The sequence below is a fragment of the Aeromonas sp. MR7 genome, from assembly GCF_963899385.1.
GTDB classification, from domain to species: Bacteria; Pseudomonadota; Gammaproteobacteria; order Enterobacterales; family Aeromonadaceae; genus Aeromonas; species Aeromonas bestiarum.
The window spans coordinates 227,081-248,101 of the sequence record NZ_CAWQXH010000011.1 but is presented as its reverse complement, the minus strand read 5'-3'; the positions used below and the strand labels follow the sequence as shown (position 1 = coordinate 248,101).

Here is a 21,021-nt window from a genome sequence, read left to right as displayed (position 1 = left end):
GGCTATCTAGCGGGCGGCTGCCAGTAGAAGTGATCCTGACCCATCGCGATCCCGCGACCAACCAACCACTCGTGTAGCGTTCGGGCGGCAGCGTCCTGGTGGGGCAATGCCTGCAGGGCTTGCCAGAATGCACCCAGCTCCAACGGCACCGGCATCAAACTCTCCGGCGTCCCCTCCTTGTTCTGCTGGGCATACCAGGCGGGCCAGGCAAGCTGGAGACGTGCCTCGCCATCGGCTTGCAGCCGCTTAAGCTCCTGCTCACGCTGGATCAACTGTTCAAGCTGTACGGCGACTCTGCTCTCCAGATCCGCCGCAACATCAACCACTGTCTGCCAGAAAACCGCCTGTGCATTGAGCTGCCGTCGCATGACCTGCAACTGATCCAGCTCATTGAGCCAAGCGCCATAAAGAGGTTCCAGACGCTGTACCCACCAGCGGTGCAAGGGATAGAGCACCCAGTGCCACAGCAACGAACGATCAGCCAGATTGATGCGATCCCCCAGCTGTTGCATCCAGTCACAACGCTCGCTGCCCGCCAGTCGCAGGATCTGCTGCAACTCCTTGCGGGAGACGGCCAGCGCGACATCCAGACGGCGCTGAAACCAGATGGATCCCAACAGACTCTCCAACCGGGTTCTTGGCAATAGCCGTTGTAATAAAGCCATCTGTTGCGACGTGATCACTCCGGCAGCCTGATAACGGAGCACGGACGGTTGGCCAACCAGACGATCCCGACTCAGGGTATCTGGCTGGACAACGGTAACCCGACGACCTGCAAACAGGCCCTGGTTTGGTGAATGGTGATCTTGCTGACTCATGCTATGCCTTGCTCATCTTGCTGCTGGCAATAAGGGGATGATGTTTCGATATGCTGGCTATTCTATCCATTGCCTCGCTCCGTGGCTTATAAAAAACGTCAGATTATTTTAGTCCGGCGTTAATCTTTGCCATGTCTGGCTCGACTCGGCGTGCACCCGAAGCGACGACGATAGCTCTGTGTGAAATAAGACTGGCTGGAAAAGCCTGCCTCCATCGCAATATCGACTATGCTCATTTCACTATTGAGCAATAACTGATGAGCATAGAGAATACGCCGCTCACTGATCCAGGCTCGGGGAGATACACCATATATTGAGCCAAACAGCTCCTTGAATGTGGTCAGCCCCATACCAAACTCTTTAGCAAACTCACTCAGTTTCCACTCCATGAGATAGTACTTTTCCATGAAGTGCTGTAACCGCTCGACCTGGCGATTACTCAATTGCCGCAATATTGACATCAATTTCGGTCCCTGTTCGCCAAATGCCAGCAGGAACAGCAGCTCTTCAGTACGTAATTTAGCAAGCGCAGGCGGATGCTCATGTTCCGTCAGACCACACAAGCCCAGAATGCACTGTGCCAATAGTGGTGAAGCCTGGAAAGGCAATAGGCTCGGCGCCATACCCTCAATTCGGGCCACGTCACTGAGCAGTGAACCAAAGCGTTGCAAGAAGCCTTGCAGAAATGTGCTTGAAAGGGGTACCCAAAGCAGGCGACAGGAGCCGTCACCGGTACAGACCGCGTAGTTGCCACGGCGCACAAACAGAAGTTCGTTGGGGGATAATTCATAGGTATCGGTACAGTCCTGCCACCTCATCGACCCTTCCAGAAGAATATATATTCCCTCTTGCGGATGCTCGACAACGTTAAAGGCAGACATGCACCACTGGAGCAGGGTCATGTCGCCCTTCTCTGTTGTGGTAATGCCTTTCATGTTTTGTTTTCCTGAATCTACTTTTATTGCCAGCAATACCTCTGAGGGGGAAGGCCTCCTCTGGATATTTTATTTTTGACATTTTATTTATTGTTTATTATGAATTGCTTCGTTAATTAATTGGATTCAAAACAAACCGACAATTAATCAAAATTTAAATGAGCAGGGAATCCTACAATACCCATGAGCAAAAAAACCAGTCAAAAATTAGAGTTAAGACACTACTTATCTTATTACTGCTATCAATATGAATAGATACATTTACAACAAAAGATATTTCGTTACAAAAAGAAACAATAAAGGCACATTAAAAGATTAATAAACAATTGATTTTAAGGCGATTTATTGATGCCGCACATTACTGACACAATGGATAACAAAGTTTTGGTTGCAATGAAATTACCATGTTATCACTATTAAAAACTTTAAAAACTTTCTGCTGGCTCACTGCCTGTACAGCAATGTCATCAATAAACCACAGCCGGGTACGCACATAGATCTCCCCTTCTGCCAATTGTAAGGGCGTCAATCGCAGATCAAACATCAGCGGCAGCATGGTCACCTCATATCGGATAGCGACCATTTGCAAGGGGCGCCCCTCAATCATGCTCAGCACAGCCACCTCAACCGTAGCCGGACGTGGCAACGCCGCTGGGAAATGTACTTCCCCCTTGAGTTGCTGCATCAACGGCTTTACCTCCGGTGTGGTAACACAACCCGAGAGCATGGCAAACAACATCAAGGCGGTCAGGACTCTCATAATACCCGGATCCTGCGCTTGGATATGGGCGTATGCTCACCCTGTTGCAATCGCTGTAATGCCAGCTCCTGCACCTGGTTCAGGGTAACGGAGCGTCGCAGCAGGGTCGGCAAGGGGCTCTGGCTCGTGCAGATCGGCAGAGTGCTCATGGTTCTGCCGGCATATTCCCCCACCTTGCGCGGCTCTGCCGCCTGCAAGGCCGGGACGCCTTGTGATTCCTGAATCTTCATGGTTATACCCGTACTCCTATCACCTCATCACTGCGGCACTCGGAGTGAGGTCCGGGTTGCAGCAACTCCTGCCAGAATTCGGCATGCTCCAGCATACTGGCAAGACTCTCTTCAAGGTATGTCAGGGTCAGCCTACTTGCCGTCATCTGGCGATAAAGTTGTACCGTCAGGCTCTCTTCATCGAAGCCAAAGTGGAGATTGAACTGATACCAATGACGATTGAAACTGGCCAACTGACGAAAAATCCCCTCACCCACCTGATGCAGTTCGGCCACATCGACCTGCAACACCAGATGATCCCGCTCCGGCACCAGGATCAGGCTGAGCTGCAAGTGCTCGTCAAAACAGAGTGCAGCAATCCCCTCCGGATTCAGGGTCAGAGATGGCAAACCATATTTGGTGGCGAACTCGGCAAGCAGTTGATTGATGATGACAGTTACATCCATGATTTCCTCCAGCAGAGAGAGAAGGATGTTAGCCTGCTGCAGTAATCCTGACTGTCACTCAAAGGCGGCACTTTTAAGAAAAATGGCCGGAAAAACAAAAAAGCGCCCGATTGGGCGCTTTGATTACCATGGCGTTTACGCAACGCCGAATGCCGCTTTCCAGGCCTGGTTCTGGCTCTGGGCGTACTGCTGCATCAGCTGCAACACGTCTTTCATAAAGTTGACATTGAAGGACATATTGTCCTCAATCTTCTGCTTCTCGGCCTGACTGATGGTCGTCCTGACCTCGTCTTCCTTGGCGTCCGCCTGGCTCAACCCTTGCGATACCTGCACCGCAGAGTTGCTCATTTGCCCTACCGATTGGGTCAAGGTACTGGCGAGCTGCTGGCGACTGTTATTGGCATCAAACTGCTTGTTCAGGGTCTTCAAAGCAGCCTTGTCGGTCTTCATCCTTGCGATCAGGTCCTGCCCCGAATCGCCCATCTCCTTGCCTGCCACCTTGTTGATATCTCCAATCTGCTTCAGATCCTTCTGTCGTCCGGTGATATTGGCGTTAAGCGCCTTGTCCTGTTTGATCGCCTTGGCCGACTTGTTCAAGGAGACCCCCCCCATGATGGCCGACATCCCCGCCATCACACCAGAGACCACTGCCATGGCGATCATCAGTTTGGCGCCGTGGCGCATCTCATCGACCTGTGCCTGCTGATGGCTGATGACCAGCTTGTTTTCGGTGTCCCGCTGGACCAGACCCATTTCACGGGCCTGACGGGCCAGCTTGAACAGCAAGGACATCATATCCATCACACTTTCAAGCTGAACGACCATCTGGTTCACCCCCTTGGTATCGAAGGGGATGGCGGGGCGTGGCAGGGTGGGAACGCTCTTGTTCTCTGCCCCTTGCGGACGGGTCAAACCCGCGGCCTCATGGGCAGTCGCCGAATTGCGAACCTGCTGCGCGTCACCGGCACGCACCTCAGTCAACGGGACTGTATGGTTCACGCCATTTGCATAATCACTGTTAATCATGGTCGGTACTCCTTAGATAGCGGCGGGTCTGCGAGCCAGGTTGTTCATCATGTCGCCCTTGGCATTGAGCATCTGGAAGATCATCTCCATGGTCTGCTGGAACGCCTCGATCATCTGGGCAATAGCCTCTTTGAGTTTGTCAATCACCCCCTGCATCGCGGTCATCTCCTGACGGTTCTCCAGCAAGTCAGCCTGCTTGTGCTGTGACTTGGCCTGGTAGGCATTGTCAACGGTCTTGGTTACACCGTTACCCACATCGACGATAATATCGGCGGTTTGGGTGCCAACTTTGGCGACTTTGGCTGTTGTGCTAGCCGCATTTCCAGCCAATTTAGTCGATACATCAGCGGCCTTCAGGTAGACCTTGGCGGAGTTCTGAATCAGCTTGAGACCCGCTTCGCTCGCCCCTTTTCCTGCCATCTTGAATCCCATTTTCACGCCAAGTTTGGCAAGCCCCTTGACGGCACCAGCACCAAAGGTCACCACGGCAGAGGCCACGGCGAGTAAAATTTCCACGGCCATCAGTACAGGGCCTAGCGTTGCCATCACCTCCTTGGAGATAAGGCCATCTTCAGCTGCTTGCTGTACAGCCATATTGACGACACCAACTACCCCGGCAGCAATCATCAACGCACCTGCTGCGGCGCCAACCCCGGTCGCCACCATGATGGCTCCGATGATGATGGATGCAATCGCACTGATCCAGCCGAAGATCTTGCTCGCCAGACCAGATTTTTTGGCCTTCTGGGCACTCTCTTCCGCCTCTTTGATCTTCTCCTGATTCTCGCCGATCTTCTTCTCGTTCTGCTCGCGAGCTCGCTTGAGATCCGCCAGTTTTAACTTGGTCTGGGTCTTCTCCAGATCGCTGGTGAGCTTGCCCAGCTCAATCTCGAACGCTTCGGGCGAGGTAAAAGCAGACGTCACCAAGACGCTACTGTGCGGCAGTAGCAGGCTGCTGCTCTGCTTGATCCGGGCCAACAGCCTGTTGACCTCGTCCAGTTGTTTTGGCACGGGCTGGCCATTGCTCACCGCCAGCGGGGCGTTTAATGAGACCCCCGATTTGCGGGCTTGCCCGGTGGCTTGCACTGTCGCGGCATCGAGCCGTGTTTCACTGCGAGGCTGGGTAACGGGCGTCAGGCCCGCAACGTCACCTGTGTTTCCCAGCGGGGAAACGGGTCTTTCATTGCTGATCGGGTTCATCTTGCAGATCCCTTCTGATTGCGATGGCTTCCAACATGACCTTGGCGCTTGCCGCCAGGTCTGCCTGCAACGGATCCGGGTCCGCCAGCAGGTGGGCCGAGTGAAAGCCACTCTCGGCCCCGTTCAAATCACCTTGTTGCAGCCGACACTCGGCGGCATGAAACGGGAATCGGGGATCGTTCAGGTCGAGCATGGCGCCAAAGCTGTAGCTCTGGACCGCCGTTTCAAACTCGCCCAGCGCCTGACGGCAGGCCCCCAGCCCGAGGAAATAGCGCGGCTCGTAGTGATCCAGCATGCAGAGGGCCTGGAAGATCTTGTGAGCCTCTTCCCACTTGCCGGCCTGATACTGGCCAAAGGCCAGGGCATAGAGCTGCTCCAGCGTGTCGCCAGAGATATCCTGCAGCATGGCCAGGGTGCCGCCATCAGCCATAAAGGCTTCCAGCTCGGCTTCATATTCCAGGGTCAGGGTGGTGTCGGTCTGCATGATCTCTCCTCAAATTGCGCCAAGAATGTCGCGCATGATGCTGTCGTATTTCTGGATAAAGCGGTTGAGTGCCTCAATGGCGGCGTTGTAGCGCGAGCTGACGTCGTTGAGACGGGTGGTCTTCTCACTGACCTGATCGTTGAGCGGGCGCGAGCGGTCGCTCACACTGGTGGAGAAGTTGCCAAGCTTGTTATTGTCCTTGTTGTATGCGTACTCGGCTTCGATATCCTTCATGGCACCGCTCTTCTTCTGACCACTCTCGAGGAACATCTTGACCGTGACCTTGCCATCGCTGCCCTGCATTTTTTCAAGCAGCTTGAACTCGGGTCCCTTCTTGAAATCAGCCTCCGACCCATAGCCATAGAGTTGGTAATCCATCAGATTGAAATCGGTCTTGAAGGTCTGGTTGGATGCCGCAGAGAGCACCTTGTTGATCTCGGACTGGATCACCCCGTAGATCTTCAGTTCGGCGGTCATATCTTTCAGTTCATCGCCGAGTGCTTTGCGCTTGTTGTCCTGAAACGCCATCACTCCTTTAAACGTGTCCATGATGTCGTCATCGATGCGATCCATGGTCAGCGCGCTGAGACCAAGCAGCATAAATTCGGACACGCTCCAGCTGGTTACCTTGGGGGTTTGTTGCCCACCTCGTTCAATCATCCCCCTGATGGCTGTTATGGCCGTCTCTTGGCACAGCTGAAACTGGCCGTTGGGCCAGAGCCCGGTGACGGTGGCTGGATCCGTCAGATACGCAGCCAGCAACTTCTCCAGCTGCGCCCTAGTCAGCGGAGTCGGTTTGTCGGTGCTGATGATGATCTTGCCATCAAGCAAGGCGAGCAGTTCAGCCAGCTTGGGATTCTTATTGCCCGGCAACTTGTCGAGCGGTTGACCATCGAGCCAGCCAACAAACTCGGCTGGATTGCGGTTGTAGTCAGGGATAGTGCTCATCACAACTCCTTAAATCATCAGTCCGCGCATCATGGTCGGGCGCCGGCGCTTGCGGGTCTCTCCCGGCTGTGCAGGTAATACAGCCTGCCTGCGTTGGATCTCCGCCAACAGCTCCTGTTCGGCCACCGCTACCTGTTCGGTCGGGGCGTCGAAGAGCAACTGACAGGTCTGATCTGACAGAGCCAGTCCGGCCAACATCTCCTGCAACAGGGCGTTGCGGTGATCGCTGTCGGCGATGGCTTGCTCCGCTTGGGCAATGGCCTCACTGTGGTGGGCAAAACGCGGTTGTTTCATCTTGGCTCCTATTCTATGAGGCCCCTTTGGACATGCCTGTCACGCAAGGCCGTGCTTTTGTCGTTTTCGCATATCCCGAAGTGAACAGACCCGCTCGGCGGCCAGCATGAACCAGCCGGGCTCGGGTTCAGATGCGCCGGTCCAGCGTAGATAGAAACGGCCGAGCCGCTCACCACTCAAAGTGCTGCCACGAAAAACATCGACGTTACCGTAGAGCGAATGGCCCGGACCGAGCACCGCCAAGGTGGCTTCGGCCAGCAGATAGAGCGCAGCAAAGGGATTGGCCAGACCGGTCCGCTCGCCGCAGCGGCGCACCAGCAGGATCCATACCCGCCGAGTCGCGGGATCGACCCGCCAGGCGAGGTAGATATGGCGATAGCAAAAGCCATGGCCAAGCTGGATCGGGCTATTACCCAGATGGTAGGGGGTTACATCGAGCCCTCTGGCCCGCAACCAGGGGATCAGGGGGTCGCGAATCAAAGGCAGACCCTCCCCAGCGGCTGGATATTGATCTGCTGGGTCAGCTCCTGGTAGGAGAGCACAGGCAGGGCATGGTAATCCCCCTCAATCAGCTTGCGCACGTAGCGGCGAATATCCATGGAGACGATAAGCACCGGCTTGTTCTGCATCTGTGCCAGATCCCCCACGGTATGGCGAACCTGATCGAGAAAACTCTGAGTGATGGTGGGATCGAGCGCCAGATAGCTACCCGCACTGGTCTGGCGAATACCGCCGCGGATCTGCTCCTCAACCTGCTGATCGAGCAGGTAGGCAGGCAGGATGTTGTTGCCGTTGGCGTACTTGTAGCAGATGTAGCGCTTGAGGCTGCTGCGGATGTACTCAGTGAGCTGCACCACATCTTTCTCCTTCTGACCCCACTCCACCATGGCCTCCAGAATGGCGCGCATGTTACGGATGGAGATATCCTCCCCCACCAGCCGCTGCAATATTTCGGTCATCCGCTGCAACGGTATGATGCGCTGCGCCTCCTTCACCAGCTCGCCATAGCTCCCCTCCATCTGTTCCAGCAGATAGCGAGTCTCCTGAATGCCGATAAAGTCCTCGGCATATTCGCGCAACACATGGGAGAGGTGCCAGGTCACTACCTGACCAGTGATGAGCGTCGCAAGCCGCGACTTCTCCAGACGATCCTGATGATCATTGGCAACCCAGAGAGTGGGTTGACCAGGCAGCAGTGGCGCCCCCTCTTCGTAAGGGATCCCCAGCAGATCGAGCTGTGAGGCATTCTCCTGCACCAGCTGATGACCCGGTCGCAACAGACCGCGCGCCACTGGTACTTCTTGCAGCTGGATCAGATATTCGCCGGGCCCCATCCCCTCGTTGAAACGCAGGTGGATGCCCGGAAAGGGCACCCCGAGATCGAGATAAAGGGCACGCCGCACTCGCACTAGTTCGTCGTTGAGGGCAATCGCCTCCAGATCCGCCTGTAGAGCGGCATCCACGTCGATTAGCAGAGGTACCGTCATGGCAAACTCCTCCTTCTCCCCCAGCTTGCCCCGCGGCTTGCCACCCGGTTTCGGCTTGCTGCGAGCTGCGGGCGCACCGGCCCCCTGGGCCAGCACAGTGGGTAGATCTTGGCTGTTGCTGTGCTGCTCCTTGCGCTGACGCAACCCGATAAAGTAGCCCCCAGCCGTGACGATGGCCGCCAGGGTAAAGAAGGTGATCATAGGGAAGCCCGGGATCAACCCGAACAACACCAGCAGCAGGCCACCGATCAACAGCGCCTTGGGCTGGGCAACCACCTGGGCGCCGATATCGGTACCCAGATCGGAAGACTCCTCGGAAGAGACCCGGGTGACTATGATCCCCGCGGTGATGGCGATCAGCAGTGCCGGCACCTGGGAGACCATGCCGTCCCCCACCGTCAGAATGGAGTAGAGCTGCAGCGCATCGGCGGCGGACAACCCCTTCTGGGTCACCCCTATGGTGACGCCCCCGAGGATGTTGACGAATATGATGATGAGGCCCGCGATGGCGTCCCCCTTCACGAACTTCATGGCACCATCCATGGAGCCGAACATCTGGCTCTCCTTCTCGATGACCCCGCGGCGATCCCGCGCCTCGTGTACGTCGATCACCCCGGCGCGCATGTCGCCATCGATACTCATCTGCTTGCCAGGCATGGCATCGAGCGAGAAGCGGGCACTCACCTCCGCCACCCGCTCCGAACCCTTGGTGATCACCAGAAACTGGACGATGGTGATGATAAGGAAGATGACGATCCCCACCACCAGATTGCCCCCCACCACGAAGTTACCGAAGGTGTAGACGATCTGCCCCGCATCGGCCTGCAGCAGGATCATCCGGGTGGTACTCACCGAGAGGGCAAGCCGGAACAGGGTGGTGATGAGCAGCACCGCCGGAAAGGCGGAGAACTGCAGCGGCGAATTGATATAAACCGCCATCATCAACAGCACCACAGAAATGGTCATGTTGATGGCGATCAGGATATCGAGGGCCACCGGCGGCAGCGGCAAGACCATCATGAAGACGATGGCCAGCAGCAGTATCGCCAGCATGATGTCCTTGCGCTCGCCTATCCGGCGCAGCAGCTCAAGGGAGCGTTGATTCATTCTGCTCTTCCAGTTCGAGGTAGTGTTGATAGGCAAAGCGGGCTTCATCCAGCCGCCCTGCCAACTGGCAGGCCCTGCTGCGGCAGAGCCAGAGCGGGCCGTCGGCCTCCCCTTGCTGCATCAGCTGATCGACATGGGCCAGCGCGGCCTTCCCCTCGCCCTGTTTGAGCAGGGCCACCAGCAAGGTTCGTCGCCCCCCCTGATGGTCGGGGTAGATCTGCAGCAGGGCGGCCAGCAGGACGCACGCCTTGTCGGGGTGGCCGTATTGCAGTTGCAGCCAGCCGGTGAGCAGCAGCGCATCCTGCTGCTGTAACGTAAGCACCATGGTCATACCTTGTGCAGCAGATGAAGGGTCATCTGCATCAGTTGTTCATCGGCATGCATCTGTTCGAGCAGCGCAGCCGCCGCCCGCAATTCGGGGCTCTGCCCCTCGGCCAGCACGCTTCGCAGCCCCTGCATCGCCTGATTGAAATCAACGGGCCGCAGCAAGTCGTGAAAGCCGCGATCCGGGGTGGCGAAATCAAGCAACGCCCGATCCGCCAACCGCTCGGGGTAGAGGCGGCTGATATGGGGTTCGATGGACTGGCCATCGGGCAGCAGGGCATAACGCCCCGGCAGGCTGCGATCCTGATCGTCGAGGGAGATGGCGCTGAGCTGCTCGATACCGATATGCGCTGCAGTGATCCGGCTCATACCATTCCCCCCTCTGAGAGGGCTGGCATCGTGGCGCTTGGCGGTTCGATTCCCGGATGCCGGGCAGCAGTGATCCGGCTCATGACGCCAGCACCTCTCGTTGCAGCCGGGTCAGGGTGGTCAATGCCTGATGGAGCTGGGGCAGGGTAACCGCCCGCTCATCCAGGGTGACGAAGAGGATCAACTGATCCTCACCCAGCCAGCCGCTGCGAACCGGCAGTGCCGGGCCTTGCGCTGCTGCGGTGAGGGCCATGGCACGACGTATTGCCTCGCCGCTCTGATGCCAGGGTACTGCACGGGCGAGCCAGAGGGTGAGCTGCCCCTGATGGCGTTCCAGTTGCAGGGTGCCGCTCTGCTCCAGCTCAAGCTGGATCAGCGAGTGGGGGTTATCCCCTATGGTGATGCCCAGATCTTGGCAAAAGTGCACCAGCAGGGATTCAATCCAGTTCATGACGACTCTCCAGACAACTCATCCTCTTCCCGTTCGATGGCATTATCGAGCGCTCCCTGACAACACTGCAGCAGGTTCTGGCGCTGCTCCTCTTCGCTGAACAATTCAATGGGCAACAGGCGTATCAGCCGCTTGAGCTCCTGATAGAGCAGCACCTTCTGACGACTCTCCGAGAGCTCGAGGGCAACGCCGACCTGCTCCACATCCCGCACGCTGGCCCAGCGCTTCTCTACCAGGGCGATGAGATCGCCCATCAGATTAGAAGGCCCGTATGCCATGAGCCGCCCCCTCCTTCACCCGTTGCCACAGCTCGTCTACTTGGGCCGAGAGGGTATTGAGCAGCCGCAGCTTGTGCATGTCGCTCATCACCCGCTCCAGCTTGACTGGATCGAGCCAGCGCTGCTGGGTATCGAGGTCGGCGCTGAGGGCCTTCATCATGAAACCGGTCACCTTCTCCACCGCCCCATTACCAAAGCGGCTGTGGATGTCGCGCCAGGCCGCAGATAGGGCGCGGTAGTCCTGCACCGCATCGCGATAGAGATCCCGTAGATCCTGCTCGGCGCCAACTCCAGCACTAGCCGCCTCAGCCGCCGGGGCGGTAATGCGGGCACCCAGCACGATGGCAGTGCCTTGCTCTTCCGCCAGCTTGGCCAGTGCCTGCTCGATCAAATTGAGGGTGCCCTGCATCTCGGGCCGCCCGGCAAGCGCCTTGCGGGCCTGAGTGAGTGCCTCGAACTGCTCGCTCACCTCCCCCGAGTAGCTCTCTAGGTAGGCCAGCAGTTGGGAGAGATTGGCTAACCGGCCACTGCCGAGGTGGCTCACCATCTCCTTGATCTTCTGCTGGCGCTCAAGACTGGGCACCTTCTCCAGGTAGTCGCCCACCAATTCTTCGATCTCGTTGATCCTGGCGGTGCTGTCGCTCAGCTTGCGCTTGGCCAGTGACAGCTCTTTACGCTCCGAGAAGACAAAGGTGAGCTCTTCAGCGGCATCGGCCAGAGATTGGGAGGCACTGGCCAGCATGACCCGCTCCCCCTGAAACTGGCCACCCTGCAGGGTGGCCGTGCCGGAAGCACTCTCTGTGCCACGCACTTCGGATGGCGCAGCACTGGCATAGGGGTTGCTCTGGATAATGGCCATGAAAACTCCCGTGACGAATAGATTGATGAGGATGGCATTATAAAAATCGCCTCCTGTCCCCTATGCCAAAATCGGTCGTGAATTTTTAGCCTGCCCCCAACGGTTTTCTAAAAAGTCCCGACTCGCGTTGAAATCCCTGCTGCGAGCCATCCCCTATAGTGGCCACCAGTTTCAATGGCGCAGATCTCTATGACCCTATCCCTCGACCACATCCCCGGCCAGCTTCGTCATGCCATCGACGAGTGCCGTCTGATCCAGATCCGTGGCCGGGTCACCCAGGTGACTGGCACCCTGCTCAAGGCGGTGGTACCCGGGGTACGGATCGGCGAGCTCTGCCATCTGCGCAACCCCGACAACACCCTCTCGCTGCAGGCGGAGGTGATCGGTTTTGCCCAGCATCAGGCACTGCTCACCCCCCTTGGCGAGATGTTCGGCATCTCCTCCAATACCGAAGTGAGCCCGACGGGTGCCATGCATCAGGTCGGGGTCGGCGAACATCTGCTCGGTCAGGTGCTGGATGGCCTCGGCAACCCCTTTGGTGGCGGCCATCTGCCGGAACCCGCCGCCTGGTATCCGGTCTATCGGGATGCCCCTCCCCCCATGAGCCGCAAACGCATCGCCCGGCCCATTTCGCTGGGTATTCGCGCCATCGACGGCCTGCTCACCTGCGGTGAGGGACAGCGGATGGGGATCTTCGCCGCCGCTGGCGGTGGCAAGAGCACCCTGCTCGCCTCGCTTATTCGCAGCGCCGAAGTAGACGTCACCGTACTTGCTCTCATCGGAGAGCGGGGACGGGAGGTGCGGGAGTTTATCGAAGCGGATCTGGGAGAAGAGGGGATCAAGAAGGCGGTGCTGGTGGTGGCGACGTCCGATCGCCCCGCCATGGAGCGGGCCAAGGCGGGCTTCGTCGCCACCTCCATCGCCGAGTATTTCCGCGATCAGGGCAAGCGGGTGCTGCTACTGATGGACTCCGTCACCCGTTTTGCTCGCGCCCAGCGGGAGATTGGTTTGGCCGCTGGCGAGCCGCCAACCCGACGGGGCTATCCGCCATCGGTGTTTGCCGCCCTGCCACGCCTGATGGAGCGGGCCGGTCAATCGGACAAGGGCTCCATCACCGCCCTCTATACAGTGCTGGTGGAGGGGGATGACATGACCGAGCCGGTGGCCGACGAGACGCGATCCATTCTCGATGGTCACATCATACTGTCGCGCAAGCTGGCAGCGGCCAACCACTACCCGGCCATTGATGTGCTGCGCTCCGCCAGCCGGGTGATGAACCAGATCATCGAGCCCGAGCATCAGACACAGGCCGGTCGGCTGCGCAGTTGGCTGGCGAAATACGAAGAGGTGGAGCTGCTGCTGCAGATCGGCGAATACCAGAAGGGGCAGGACAAGGTGGCCGACGAAGCGATCGCCCGCATCGAGGCCATTCGTCAGTGGCTTAAACAAGGGACCCATGAACCCAGTTCGCTGGAGCAGGCTCTCACCACCCTTGAGGCGCTGACCCGATGATTGGCCGCCTACAACGGATCAAAGACCTGCGGCTGGATCGGGCCGAGCAGCAACTCGTCGCCCAGCAGGCTCGCGTGCAACTCGCCCGTGTCCGCCAGCGAGAGGCTGAACAGGAGAGTCTGAACTATCGCCAGTGGCGGCTTGCTGAGGAAGATCGACTGTTTGCCATCTGCCAGGCAGAGCGGCTCGATCGCAAGGGGCTCAAAGCGTGGCAACAGCAAGTGGCCTTGCTGCGGGAGAAAGAGGCGCAACTGGAGCAGAGTGCTGCCGAACAGGCCGAGCGGGTCGCCGAAGAGCGCATCCGGTTGCAGGAACGCCAGCAAGCGGTACACCGCGCCCGCCAGCAGCAGGAAAAATTTGCCGAACTTCATCGCCAGGAACTGGCGTCACAGCGAGCTCTGCGTGACTACAACGAAGAACAGGAACAGGAAGAGTTCCGTCAGCAGATCAGGATCTAACGAGCCATGAACCGAGTCATGCCCGGTAAGGGTACCACCAGAGCCCAAAGCGATTCCCCGCAGGCAGAAGTCAATCAGGCGCAGCAGCAGCGCTTCGAGAAGGCGATGCAGCTCGAGCAGGAACAAAAGGCGACCCACCAGCAAAGGGGAAATGGGCAGCGCCATACACGGGAGCTGCTGCATCAACATCTATTGCAGACACAACAACAAAAAAAACAGGCGGCCGATACGGCCCGGCAGCGGGATCTCGCAGCCGCTCACACCCGGCCAAAAAGCTTGCAGCCACAACTGGTTATCAAAGAAGAGACTTCCGGTGTACCCGGCTCAGCCCTCTCTGACGTAGCCGCCCATGCTCAGAGGGAGGCCAGGAGCGAAACCGAGAAACAAGCACGGGATGATAAAGAGCATGAAGTCGGCGCACATCATGTCCCAGAGGCATTACAACAGCCTGGACAAGAGGGTGTTCAGTCAGCACCTCCATCCGCACTGAAAGAGGCCACCTCGCGCCCCGAAAAAGGAGCTGATGGCACGCAGAGAGCCGAGACCACCTCTGGTGCAGATATAGCGCAAGTGGCCGCTCAAGCAGTCCGCCAACTGGGCGAAGCATCCCAAGTAGATGCCAGAGAACTTACAGAACAGCTCGACGCCGACGCAACTACAGTGACCGATGAAATGCCTGAGGCAAGCGGTCAACCACTCCCCCTGCAGGTTAAAACCCCTGGGGATCTGCTGCTCGCCCGGATGGCACCCGCCGAGATCAACCGGGAGCTGGGCCAGTTGCTGGAACGGCTGGCGGTGAATATTTATCAAGAACTGGGCCGCCCAGAGCGCCCGCCCCTGCTGCACCTTACGCTGCCGGCACTGGGGGAGCTTTCCATTCGTATCGAACGCCAGCATGGCGAGCTGCAGATCGAGATCTTGGCGACCAGCGAGGGGCAACTGCTGCTCAATCAGGGGCGCAGCGATTTGATTGACCGCCTGCAGCGGCTCTATCCCGGTGAGCGGGTCGCCCTCGACCTCTTTAGCCAGGCCGATAGTGAACAGGGCTCGCGCCATAAAAGATCCATCTATGAAGAGTGGGATACCGACGCATGACACAGATTGCTTTCAGCTCCGCCTCGCTGGCGGAGCTGACCCTGCAACAAACCCTGAGCCAATACCGCCAGCACTTTAGCTGGGGGGGCGGCGAGCTTGCCCTCACCATCGGACAGCCTCCAGCCACGCTCGATACCCGGCTGCAGCTGCAGTGGCAGGGGCTCTCTTTGCCCCTTCTGTGCCACGGCACCGAGCTGGCTCACTGGCTGGCGCAGGATCTGCAGCAGGCGGCGCTGTTCAGCCTGCCAGAATCCCTGCAACTGGCGCTGATCGAGCGGTTGGGGCAACCCCTCGGCGGCCTCACCTGCTCGGCGCTGACCCGGCAGCAAAGTGGCGATAAGGCCGACGAACCCGCCCTGCAACTGTTGCTGCAACGGGAGGGGGCCCACCTCGCCCTCTGGCTCACCGAACCCGTCCCCCTGTTGGCCAAGCTGCCACCACGACCACGCCAGCAGCGGCTATCGCTGCCATTGGCCCTCTCCCTACGCTGGGGAGAGATGCACCTGACCATAACGGAGATCGCCTCTCTCGCCATCGGTGATGTGCTGCTGCCGCCACCCCATCCGCTGCTGGGCCAGCAACTGCTGGTCTGCGTGGAGGGTCGCCCCTTTGCCTACTGCCAACCCCATCAACAACATCTGGAACTGACCGATATGTATACCTCCGCCCCCGATGAGCCGCTCACCCCGACCGAACTGGAGAGCCTGCCCATTCAGGTCAGCTTCGAAGTGGGCAGCCAGACGCTGGATTGGCACACCCTCACCAGCCTGCAACCGGGCTCACTGATCGACCTCGGCACGCCCCTTGACGGTGAGGTACGCATCATCAGTAACGGCCATCCGCTGGGTGTCGGCAGACTTGTGGACATTCAAGGCCGACTGGGGGTGCGTATAGAAACCTTGAGTGGAGAGTCGCAGGCATGATCCAGCTACCAGATGAGCTTAACCTCATCGTCGGCCTCGCCCTGCTGGCCCTGCTCCCCTTTATCGCCGTGATGGCCACCTCCTTCGTCAAGATGGCAGTGGTCTTTTCACTGCTGCGCAACGCCCTGGGCGTGCAGCAAATTCCCCCCAACATGGCGATGTACGGGCTGGCAATAATTCTCAGCATCTATGTAATGGCACCGGTCGGTTTTGCCACTCAGGATTACCTGCGCCAGAACGAGGTGTCATTGACCAAGTCCGAATCGGTGGAGAAGTTCCTCGACGAGGGGATGGCCCCCTACCGCGCCTTTTTGAAAAAACAGATCAAGCCACGGGAGCACGCCTTCTTTATTGACAGCACCAAGCAGCTTTGGCCGAGCAAATATGCCGACCGGCTGGAACCGGACAGCCTGCTGATCCTGCTGCCTGCCTTTACCGTGAGCGAGCTCAGCCGTGCCTTCGAAATCGGCTTTCTCATCTACCTGCCCTTTATCGCCATCGACCTCATCATCTCCAACATACTGCTGGCGATGGGGATGATGATGGTCTCCCCCATGACCATCTCTCTGCCATTCAAGCTGCTGCTGTTTGTGCTGCTAGATGGCTGGGCTCGCCTCACCCATGGGCTGGTCATCAGCTACGGAGGCTAGGATGAGTCACGCCGATATTCTCCACTTCACCAGCCAGACCCTCTGGCTGGTGCTGATCCTCTCTATGCCACCGGTGCTGGTGGCCGCGCTGGTCGGGACGCTAGTCTCCTTATTGCAGGCCCTGACGCAAATCCAGGAGCAGACCCTGGGCTTTGTCGCCAAGCTGATCGCCGTGGTGATCACCTTGTTCGCCACCACCGCCTGGCTGGGCAACGAGCTCTACAGCTTCGCTGACATGGTGCTCTACAAGGTGCCGCAGATCCAATGACCCTGGAGAGTCTGCAAGCCCAGATGCTGGCCTATACCCTGCTGTTGCCACGCTTTATCAGCTGCTTCGTGATGCTGCCGGTGCTCGGCAAGCAGATGCTGGGGGGGGCAATGATCCGCAACGGCGTGGTCTGCTCGCTGGCACTCTACGCCTACCCCATGATCGCCGACACCCTGCCACCAAGCATCGGCGTGATGGAGTTGGCCCTGTTGGTGGCCAAGGAGGTGCTGCTCGGCCTGCTGATCGGCTTTGTCGCGGCCATCCCCTTTTGGGCCATAGAGGCGAGCGGTTTTCTGATCGACAACCAGCGCGGCGCCGCCATGGGCTCTCTGTTCAACCCGAGCCTCGGCAGCCAGACCAGTCCCACCGGTCTGCTGCTGACCCAAACCCTGATCACCCTCTTCTTTGCCAGCGGTGCTTTCCTCGCCCTGCTGACGGCCCTTTTCCAGAGCTATACCAGCTGGCCTGTGGTGTACTTTTTTCCTACTATCGGCAGCCAGTGGGTCAGTTTCTTCTACGGCCAGTTCAGCCAGATGTTGCTGCTCTGTACCCTGCTGGCAGCCCCGCTGCTTATTGCCATGTTTCTGGCGGAGTTCGGGCTGGCGCTTATCAGCCGCTTTGCCCCCTCTCTCAACGTCTTCGTGCTGGCGATGCCCATCAAGAGCGCTGTCGCCAGCCTGCTGCTGGTCATCTACATCAAGCTGATGATGGATCACGCCTACCAACAGGTGCTGGCAGTGATGGATCCGCTGCGCCTGCTTGGGCCCATTCTGGGAGCACAATGAACCCATGATCAAATACTCTGTAATGACGGTCATCCTCATCCTCCTTGTCAGCATACTGATCACCCAGTCAGGAATCTGCTTGCGACACTCGCTGCTACGGCTGATGGATGAGCTCGGCAGCTGGATGGTGACGCTGATCGACCCCCTAGGTCTGTTCCTTTCTGTCTGGGGAGCGCAATGGCCACTCATCCTGTGACCCGTGCTGAGCCCAGCCGGATTGACCCTGCCACGGAGGCCCGATGAGCGGCGAAAAAACCGAACAACCCACCCCCAAAAAGTTGCGGGATGCCCGCCAGAAGGGGCAGGTGGTCAAGAGCAAGGAGGTAGTCTCCACCGCCATCATCCTTAGCCTGGTCGGCATGCTGATGGCGATGTCCGATTACTATCTGGAGCATTTGGGCAAGCTGATGCTGATCCCGGAATCCCACATCAACCTCCCCTTTACTCAGGCCCTCAACCATGTGCTGGAGAACCTGATGCAGGAGATGGCCTATCTCTGCATCCCGATCCTGGCGGGCGCGGTGCTGGTGGTGCTCGCCTCCCACATAGCCCAGTACGGCTTTCTGCTGAGCGGCGAATCAATCAAACCCGACATCAAACATGTCAATCCGGTGGAGGGGGCCAAGAAGATCTTCTCCATCAAGAGCCTGATGGAGTTCGTCAAATCCCTGCTCAAGGTCACCCTGCTGAGCCTGCTGGTGTGGGTCACCATTGAGGGCAATTTGCAGGCTATGCTGCAACTGCCTGGCTGCGGCATGAGCTGCGTCACGCCGGTACTGGGAGGGATGATGGGCCAGCTGATGGCAGTCTGCGCCATGGGGTTTGTGGTGATCGCCATCGCCGATTACGCCTTCGAGCATTACCAGCACATCAAGCAGCTCAAGATGAGCAAGGACGAGGTGAAGCGGGAGTACAAGGAGATGGAGGGGAGCCCCGAGATCAAGAGCAAGCGCCGCCAGTTCCACCAAGAGCTGCAATCAAGCAACATGCGTGCCGATGTGAAGCGTTCCTCGGTCATCGTCGCCAACCCGACCCATATCGCCATCGGTATCCGCTACGAACGAGGTGAAACGCCGCTACCCGTTGTGACCCTCAAGTTCACCGATATCCAGGCGCTGCAAGTGCGCAAGATTGCCGAAGAAGAGGGGATCCCGGTGCTGCAACGCATCCCGCTGGCCCGCGCCCTCTATCAGGATGCCCAGATCAACAACTACATCCCCGCCGACCAGATCGAGGCGACTGCCGAGGTATTGCGCTGGCTGGAGCAATGGCGCCAGAGCGAAGGGCCGCAACAGTAGCGCAATCCTGATCACCACTGCGCCGCAACACCTAAAAATACCCGACCCAGGTTAATATCCGGCCTGTTCCCCTTTTTGCGATCCTGTGCACCTACACCATCAACCCCCAGAGATATGAGCATGGATCTCAATACTCGATTGAACCGGCTGGCCAGGCAGCTCGATGCCAATCAACTCAATCAGATATCTGCCAACGAATGGTTGTTGCTCACCGCGGATGGCCTTGCCCTGCAAATCACCCGAACCGACACCGGCATGGTGGTGCTGGCTTGCTGCCCCGATGACCTCGAACTGGATCCCCGCTGGGTGCCGCTGCTGCTCAGCTATAACGGGCTGCTGACCAGTACGGGTGGGGTTGTGATGGGACTGACGGGCAACCAGCGCTTCGTGATGCAATTGCCGGTCACAGGCGCCGATGACGACACGCTGGCCAGCTTGACACACAACTTCCTGCAACTGGTGAGGGAGTGGCAGCAGCGGCTGGCTCAGCCCTGCCAGGCCGGCACACCGGCACACCACTCAATGACTATGATGTCCGCCATCAAGGGATAACTCATGAACACCACCTCAGCGACCTCATTGACGTCACTCCATCGTGACCTCCACTTGTCCTCCGCCGACAGTCAGCAAGAGCTGCGAGCCAGCAATGGCAACCTCTACCTCAAGGAAGGTAAAGCGCTTGTATCCATCGAGAGCCGCCGTCTGGATCACCGGGAGGCAGCCATTGCGCAGGTGATCAGCGCCATGGCCCGGGAATATGGCCTGAGCGAAAAGGAAGCCGGAAGCCTGCTGCGCAGCGTACAGGCGGATAGCGGCAAAGTGACGGTGGCGGATGTCCGTCAGTTGCACAACGAACTCACCCTAGGGGCACAGCACAAGAGTGAGCGTTCGCAGGAGTTGCAACAGGTTGCCGATCTGCGCAAACAGCAGCTCGCCTCCGCCACCCGAGCCCAGGGGCTCGCCCCTAATATCCGCACCCATGAGCAGCTGCGCAGCGCCATCACCCAACAACATGGCGCGCAAACCCTGGCCCTGCTCGATGAGAAGCTCCCCTCTTTTATGCATACCAAGGGAATGCTGACCCCGCGCCATATCGAAACCATCGGCCAGCTGCTCAACTCCAGCGAAGTAGCCCGTTTTCAGAAAGCCATCACAATGGTGACGCTCAACCCCAACAGTCCGGTCGACAGCCAGGCCGCTCGAACCGTCGCCATCGAATTGGCCAAGTTACCAATAAACCTGCTCAATCCAGCCGATGCCGAAGGGCTGACGATCAGGGTCACCCACGACAACGTGACCACCTATCATACCCATCTGGCAGGGACAGGTGCCCGTGGCCATAGTAGTGGCGGGTGGGACAAGCTGCCGGGAGTTGGCGCCTTCGGTGGGAGCAAAGAGACCGTCATCGCCATGGAGCAGGACGGCTCAGGCAAATGGCGAGTGGGTACTCATCACGGATCTGCCAATCTGGTGCTGCACGAGTTCGGCCACTCCGTCGACCGCCTGCTGGGGGCCAGCACCACCGGCACCAACCTGAGCAAGGACAATGCCTTCTATGCGGCCTGGTACAACGATTACAACAAGCTAGGGGATGCCTACTTTCAGCAAGCGGGCCCGAACGGCGATTACGAACCGGGACTGGAGGAGAGCTTTGCCGAAGGGCTGGCGCGTCTCTATGGCAACAACAATGCCTTTGCTCACTGGAATCATATCGAAGCCGAGCTATTGAAGCTCTGACCAGCCGTATCACAGGATCATTGGTCTTCTGCTGATCGGAATACCAATGATCTGTCATATCAATCAGAGCAATGCCCCCTCCCCTATGTCAACCACCGCCCCCTAAAAAGGCTGAAAAATCTTCGAGCAAGCCCCGATATAGCGCACTACCACGGTTCATTATCATCCCCTTATCGTTCACCATGCAGGAGATCACATCATGGCCTTACCAGCAATCTGTGAGCAGATTCACCGCCCCCAATTCAGTCCCGTCAGGCAAACAACTGCCCGCTGCCGAGT

28 protein-coding genes are annotated in these 21,021 nt (G+C 58.3%); 11 read left to right on the top strand and 17 right to left on the bottom strand.

Features of this window, described 5'->3' with window-relative positions:
* Nucleotides 1–2: 2 nt before the first annotated feature.
* The 17 genes from AACW87_RS06075 to sctW form a co-directional block, all read right to left on the bottom strand.
* Entirely contained in the window at nucleotides 3–818 is an 816-nt protein-coding gene (locus AACW87_RS06075; RefSeq protein ID WP_241324485.1) for a T3SS regulon anti-activator ExsD domain-containing protein, read from the bottom strand.
* 119 nt (nucleotides 819–937) lie between these two features.
* A complete protein-coding gene (locus AACW87_RS06070) occupies nucleotides 938–1,753 on the bottom strand; it encodes a helix-turn-helix transcriptional regulator (RefSeq protein WP_277606739.1) in 816 nt (271 codons plus the stop codon).
* A 358-nt stretch (nucleotides 1,754–2,111) separates the two neighbouring features.
* Entirely contained in the window at nucleotides 2,112–2,513 is a 402-nt protein-coding gene (locus tag AACW87_RS06065; protein WP_241324484.1) for a YscW family type III secretion system pilotin, read from the bottom strand.
* The gene (locus AACW87_RS06060; protein WP_241324483.1) at nucleotides 2,510–2,743 is read right to left on the bottom strand and encodes a T3SS regulon translocated regulator ExsE family protein; all 234 of its coding nucleotides are present in this window, start codon (nucleotides 2,741–2,743) and stop codon (nucleotides 2,510–2,512) included. Before AACW87_RS06060 ends, AACW87_RS06065 begins: the two co-directional genes overlap by 4 nt.
* 2 nt (nucleotides 2,744–2,745) lie before the next feature.
* Nucleotides 2,746–3,189 (bottom strand): type III secretion system chaperone, encoded by a 444-nt coding sequence (locus tag AACW87_RS06055; RefSeq protein ID WP_103471290.1) that lies wholly within the window; start codon nucleotides 3,187–3,189, stop codon nucleotides 2,746–2,748.
* A 135-nt stretch (nucleotides 3,190–3,324) separates the two neighbouring features.
* Nucleotides 3,325–4,215: a type III secretion system translocon subunit AopD gene (gene aopD / locus AACW87_RS06050; RefSeq protein ID WP_241324482.1), complete on the bottom strand. Its 891-nt coding sequence runs from the start codon at nucleotides 4,213–4,215 to the stop codon at nucleotides 3,325–3,327.
* A gap of 12 nt (nucleotides 4,216–4,227) precedes the next feature.
* Complete coding sequence (gene aopB, locus AACW87_RS06045) at nucleotides 4,228–5,415, bottom strand: type III secretion system translocon subunit AopB (RefSeq protein WP_241324481.1); 1,188 nt, start codon at nucleotides 5,413–5,415, stop codon at nucleotides 4,228–4,230.
* The gene (gene acrH, locus AACW87_RS06040; RefSeq protein ID WP_241324480.1) at nucleotides 5,396–5,899 is read right to left on the bottom strand and encodes a SycD/LcrH family type III secretion system chaperone AcrH; all 504 of its coding nucleotides are present in this window, start codon (nucleotides 5,897–5,899) and stop codon (nucleotides 5,396–5,398) included. Before acrH ends, aopB begins: the two co-directional genes overlap by 20 nt.
* 9 nt (nucleotides 5,900–5,908) lie before the next feature.
* Nucleotides 5,909–6,847, bottom strand: coding sequence for a virulence-associated V antigen (locus AACW87_RS06035; RefSeq protein WP_241324479.1), 939 nt, complete (start codon nucleotides 6,845–6,847; stop codon nucleotides 5,909–5,911).
* 9 nt (nucleotides 6,848–6,856) lie between these two features.
* Nucleotides 6,857–7,141, bottom strand: coding sequence for a type III secretion protein (locus AACW87_RS06030; RefSeq protein WP_103471295.1), 285 nt, complete (start codon nucleotides 7,139–7,141; stop codon nucleotides 6,857–6,859).
* Between the two features lie 39 nt (nucleotides 7,142–7,180).
* Complete coding sequence (locus tag AACW87_RS06025) at nucleotides 7,181–7,621, bottom strand: LcrR family type III secretion system chaperone (protein WP_241324478.1); 441 nt, start codon at nucleotides 7,619–7,621, stop codon at nucleotides 7,181–7,183.
* A complete protein-coding gene (ascV, locus tag AACW87_RS06020; protein WP_277606738.1) occupies nucleotides 7,618–9,783 on the bottom strand; it encodes a SctV family type III secretion system export apparatus subunit AscV in 2,166 nt (721 codons plus the stop codon). The genes AACW87_RS06025 and ascV overlap by 4 nt, the downstream gene beginning before the upstream one ends.
* The gene (gene ascY / locus AACW87_RS06015) at nucleotides 9,716–10,066 is read right to left on the bottom strand and encodes a type III secretion system chaperone AscY (RefSeq protein ID WP_241324476.1); all 351 of its coding nucleotides are present in this window, start codon (nucleotides 10,064–10,066) and stop codon (nucleotides 9,716–9,718) included. Before ascY ends, ascV begins: the two co-directional genes overlap by 68 nt.
* The gene (ascX, locus tag AACW87_RS06010) at nucleotides 10,063–10,428 is read right to left on the bottom strand and encodes a type III secretion system protein AscX (protein ID WP_241324475.1); all 366 of its coding nucleotides are present in this window, start codon (nucleotides 10,426–10,428) and stop codon (nucleotides 10,063–10,065) included. Before ascX ends, ascY begins: the two co-directional genes overlap by 4 nt.
* A 79-nt stretch (nucleotides 10,429–10,507) precedes the next feature.
* The gene (gene acr2 / locus AACW87_RS06005) at nucleotides 10,508–10,879 is read right to left on the bottom strand and encodes a SycN family type III secretion system chaperone Acr2 (protein WP_241324474.1); all 372 of its coding nucleotides are present in this window, start codon (nucleotides 10,877–10,879) and stop codon (nucleotides 10,508–10,510) included.
* On the bottom strand, nucleotides 10,876–11,157 hold the full coding sequence (locus AACW87_RS06000) for a TyeA family type III secretion system gatekeeper subunit (protein WP_241324473.1): 282 nt from the start codon (nucleotides 11,155–11,157) through the stop codon (nucleotides 10,876–10,878). The genes acr2 and AACW87_RS06000 overlap by 4 nt, the downstream gene beginning before the upstream one ends.
* Nucleotides 11,138–12,016, bottom strand: a complete 879-nt coding sequence (gene sctW, locus AACW87_RS05995; RefSeq protein WP_103471302.1) for a type III secretion system gatekeeper subunit SctW — start codon at nucleotides 12,014–12,016, stop codon at nucleotides 11,138–11,140. The genes AACW87_RS06000 and sctW overlap by 20 nt, the downstream gene beginning before the upstream one ends.
* 189 nt (nucleotides 12,017–12,205) lie before the next feature.
* On the opposite strand from sctW, the gene ascN reads away from it, so the two are divergent.
* From ascN to AACW87_RS05940, 11 genes are all read left to right on the top strand, one after another.
* Nucleotides 12,206–13,528: a SctN family type III secretion system ATPase AscN gene (gene ascN, locus AACW87_RS05990; RefSeq protein WP_241324472.1), complete on the top strand. Its 1,323-nt coding sequence runs from the start codon at nucleotides 12,206–12,208 to the stop codon at nucleotides 13,526–13,528.
* Nucleotides 13,525–13,986, top strand: a complete 462-nt coding sequence (locus AACW87_RS05985) for a type III secretion protein (protein ID WP_241324471.1) — start codon at nucleotides 13,525–13,527, stop codon at nucleotides 13,984–13,986. The genes ascN and AACW87_RS05985 overlap by 4 nt, the downstream gene beginning before the upstream one ends.
* 6 nt (nucleotides 13,987–13,992) lie before the next feature.
* The gene (locus tag AACW87_RS22605) at nucleotides 13,993–15,081 is read left to right on the top strand and encodes a type III secretion system needle length determinant (protein WP_241324470.1); all 1,089 of its coding nucleotides are present in this window, start codon (nucleotides 13,993–13,995) and stop codon (nucleotides 15,079–15,081) included.
* Nucleotides 15,078–16,004: a type III secretion system cytoplasmic ring protein SctQ gene (gene sctQ / locus AACW87_RS05975; RefSeq protein WP_241324469.1), complete on the top strand. Its 927-nt coding sequence runs from the start codon at nucleotides 15,078–15,080 to the stop codon at nucleotides 16,002–16,004. Before AACW87_RS22605 ends, sctQ begins: the two co-directional genes overlap by 4 nt.
* Nucleotides 16,001–16,654, top strand: coding sequence for a SctR family type III secretion system export apparatus subunit AscR (gene ascR / locus AACW87_RS05970; protein ID WP_241324468.1), 654 nt, complete (start codon nucleotides 16,001–16,003; stop codon nucleotides 16,652–16,654). Before sctQ ends, ascR begins: the two co-directional genes overlap by 4 nt.
* Nucleotide 16,655: 1 nt before the next feature.
* A complete protein-coding gene (gene ascS, locus AACW87_RS05965; RefSeq protein ID WP_033137845.1) occupies nucleotides 16,656–16,922 on the top strand; it encodes a SctS family type III secretion system export apparatus subunit AscS in 267 nt (88 codons plus the stop codon).
* The gene (gene sctT, locus AACW87_RS05960; RefSeq protein ID WP_241324467.1) at nucleotides 16,919–17,707 is read left to right on the top strand and encodes a type III secretion system export apparatus subunit SctT; all 789 of its coding nucleotides are present in this window, start codon (nucleotides 16,919–16,921) and stop codon (nucleotides 17,705–17,707) included. Before ascS ends, sctT begins: the two co-directional genes overlap by 4 nt.
* Before the next feature lie 4 nt (nucleotides 17,708–17,711).
* Nucleotides 17,712–17,903 carry a hypothetical protein gene (locus AACW87_RS05955; RefSeq protein WP_241324466.1) on the top strand — a complete coding sequence of 64 codons (192 nt, stop codon included), beginning with the start codon at nucleotides 17,712–17,714 and terminating at the stop codon, nucleotides 17,901–17,903.
* 43 nt (nucleotides 17,904–17,946) lie between these two features.
* Nucleotides 17,947–19,005, top strand: coding sequence for a SctU family type III secretion system export apparatus subunit AscU (ascU, locus tag AACW87_RS05950; protein ID WP_241324465.1), 1,059 nt, complete (start codon nucleotides 17,947–17,949; stop codon nucleotides 19,003–19,005).
* Between the two features lie 120 nt (nucleotides 19,006–19,125).
* Complete coding sequence (locus AACW87_RS05945; protein ID WP_241324464.1) at nucleotides 19,126–19,557, top strand: type III secretion system chaperone; 432 nt, start codon at nucleotides 19,126–19,128, stop codon at nucleotides 19,555–19,557.
* Nucleotides 19,558–19,560: 3 nt separating this feature from the next.
* Nucleotides 19,561–20,742: an anthrax toxin lethal factor-related metalloendopeptidase gene (locus AACW87_RS05940; protein ID WP_241324463.1), complete on the top strand. Its 1,182-nt coding sequence runs from the start codon at nucleotides 19,561–19,563 to the stop codon at nucleotides 20,740–20,742.
* Nucleotides 20,743–21,021: the final 279 nt, after the last annotated feature.

What these genes read in the sequence shown, in the direction of transcription:
- AACW87_RS06075 (WP_241324485.1), bottom strand. Translation starts at nt 818, where the DNA reads ATGAGTCAGCAAGATCACCATTCACCAAACCAGGGCCTGTTTGCAGGT.
- AACW87_RS06070 (WP_277606739.1), bottom strand. Translation starts at nt 1,753, where the DNA reads ATGAAAGGCATTACCACAACAGAGAAGGGCGACATGACCCTGCTCCAG.
- AACW87_RS06065 (WP_241324484.1), bottom strand. Translation starts at nt 2,513, where the DNA reads ATGAGAGTCCTGACCGCCTTGATGTTGTTTGCCATGCTCTCGGGTTGT.
- AACW87_RS06060 (WP_241324483.1), bottom strand. Translation starts at nt 2,743, where the DNA reads ATGAAGATTCAGGAATCACAAGGCGTCCCGGCCTTGCAGGCGGCAGAG.
- AACW87_RS06055 (WP_103471290.1), bottom strand. Translation starts at nt 3,189, where the DNA reads ATGGATGTAACTGTCATCATCAATCAACTGCTTGCCGAGTTCGCCACC.
- aopD (WP_241324482.1), bottom strand. Translation starts at nt 4,215, where the DNA reads ATGATTAACAGTGATTATGCAAATGGCGTGAACCATACAGTCCCGTTG.
- aopB (WP_241324481.1), bottom strand. Translation starts at nt 5,415, where the DNA reads ATGAACCCGATCAGCAATGAAAGACCCGTTTCCCCGCTGGGAAACACA.
- acrH (WP_241324480.1), bottom strand. Translation starts at nt 5,899, where the DNA reads ATGCAGACCGACACCACCCTGACCCTGGAATATGAAGCCGAGCTGGAA.
- AACW87_RS06035 (WP_241324479.1), bottom strand. Translation starts at nt 6,847, where the DNA reads ATGAGCACTATCCCTGACTACAACCGCAATCCAGCCGAGTTTGTTGGC.
- AACW87_RS06030 (WP_103471295.1), bottom strand. Translation starts at nt 7,141, where the DNA reads ATGAAACAACCGCGTTTTGCCCACCACAGTGAGGCCATTGCCCAAGCG.
- ascV (WP_277606738.1), bottom strand. Translation starts at nt 9,783, where the DNA reads ATGAAGCCCGCTTTGCCTATCAACACTACCTCGAACTGGAAGAGCAGA.
- ascY (WP_241324476.1), bottom strand. Translation starts at nt 10,066, where the DNA reads ATGACCATGGTGCTTACGTTACAGCAGCAGGATGCGCTGCTGCTCACC.
- ascX (WP_241324475.1), bottom strand. Translation starts at nt 10,428, where the DNA reads ATGAGCCGGATCACTGCAGCGCATATCGGTATCGAGCAGCTCAGCGCC.
- acr2 (WP_241324474.1), bottom strand. Translation starts at nt 10,879, where the DNA reads ATGAACTGGATTGAATCCCTGCTGGTGCACTTTTGCCAAGATCTGGGC.
- AACW87_RS06000 (WP_241324473.1), bottom strand. Translation starts at nt 11,157, where the DNA reads ATGGCATACGGGCCTTCTAATCTGATGGGCGATCTCATCGCCCTGGTA.
- sctW (WP_103471302.1), bottom strand. Translation starts at nt 12,016, where the DNA reads ATGGCCATTATCCAGAGCAACCCCTATGCCAGTGCTGCGCCATCCGAA.
- ascN (WP_241324472.1), top strand. Translation starts at nt 12,206, where the DNA reads ATGACCCTATCCCTCGACCACATCCCCGGCCAGCTTCGTCATGCCATC.
- AACW87_RS05985 (WP_241324471.1), top strand. Translation starts at nt 13,525, where the DNA reads ATGATTGGCCGCCTACAACGGATCAAAGACCTGCGGCTGGATCGGGCC.
- AACW87_RS22605 (WP_241324470.1), top strand. Translation starts at nt 13,993, where the DNA reads ATGAACCGAGTCATGCCCGGTAAGGGTACCACCAGAGCCCAAAGCGAT.
- sctQ (WP_241324469.1), top strand. Translation starts at nt 15,078, where the DNA reads ATGACACAGATTGCTTTCAGCTCCGCCTCGCTGGCGGAGCTGACCCTG.
- ascR (WP_241324468.1), top strand. Translation starts at nt 16,001, where the DNA reads ATGATCCAGCTACCAGATGAGCTTAACCTCATCGTCGGCCTCGCCCTG.
- ascS (WP_033137845.1), top strand. Translation starts at nt 16,656, where the DNA reads ATGAGTCACGCCGATATTCTCCACTTCACCAGCCAGACCCTCTGGCTG.
- sctT (WP_241324467.1), top strand. Translation starts at nt 16,919, where the DNA reads ATGACCCTGGAGAGTCTGCAAGCCCAGATGCTGGCCTATACCCTGCTG.
- AACW87_RS05955 (WP_241324466.1), top strand. Translation starts at nt 17,712, where the DNA reads ATGATCAAATACTCTGTAATGACGGTCATCCTCATCCTCCTTGTCAGC.
- ascU (WP_241324465.1), top strand. Translation starts at nt 17,947, where the DNA reads ATGAGCGGCGAAAAAACCGAACAACCCACCCCCAAAAAGTTGCGGGAT.
- AACW87_RS05945 (WP_241324464.1), top strand. Translation starts at nt 19,126, where the DNA reads ATGGATCTCAATACTCGATTGAACCGGCTGGCCAGGCAGCTCGATGCC.
- AACW87_RS05940 (WP_241324463.1), top strand. Translation starts at nt 19,561, where the DNA reads ATGAACACCACCTCAGCGACCTCATTGACGTCACTCCATCGTGACCTC.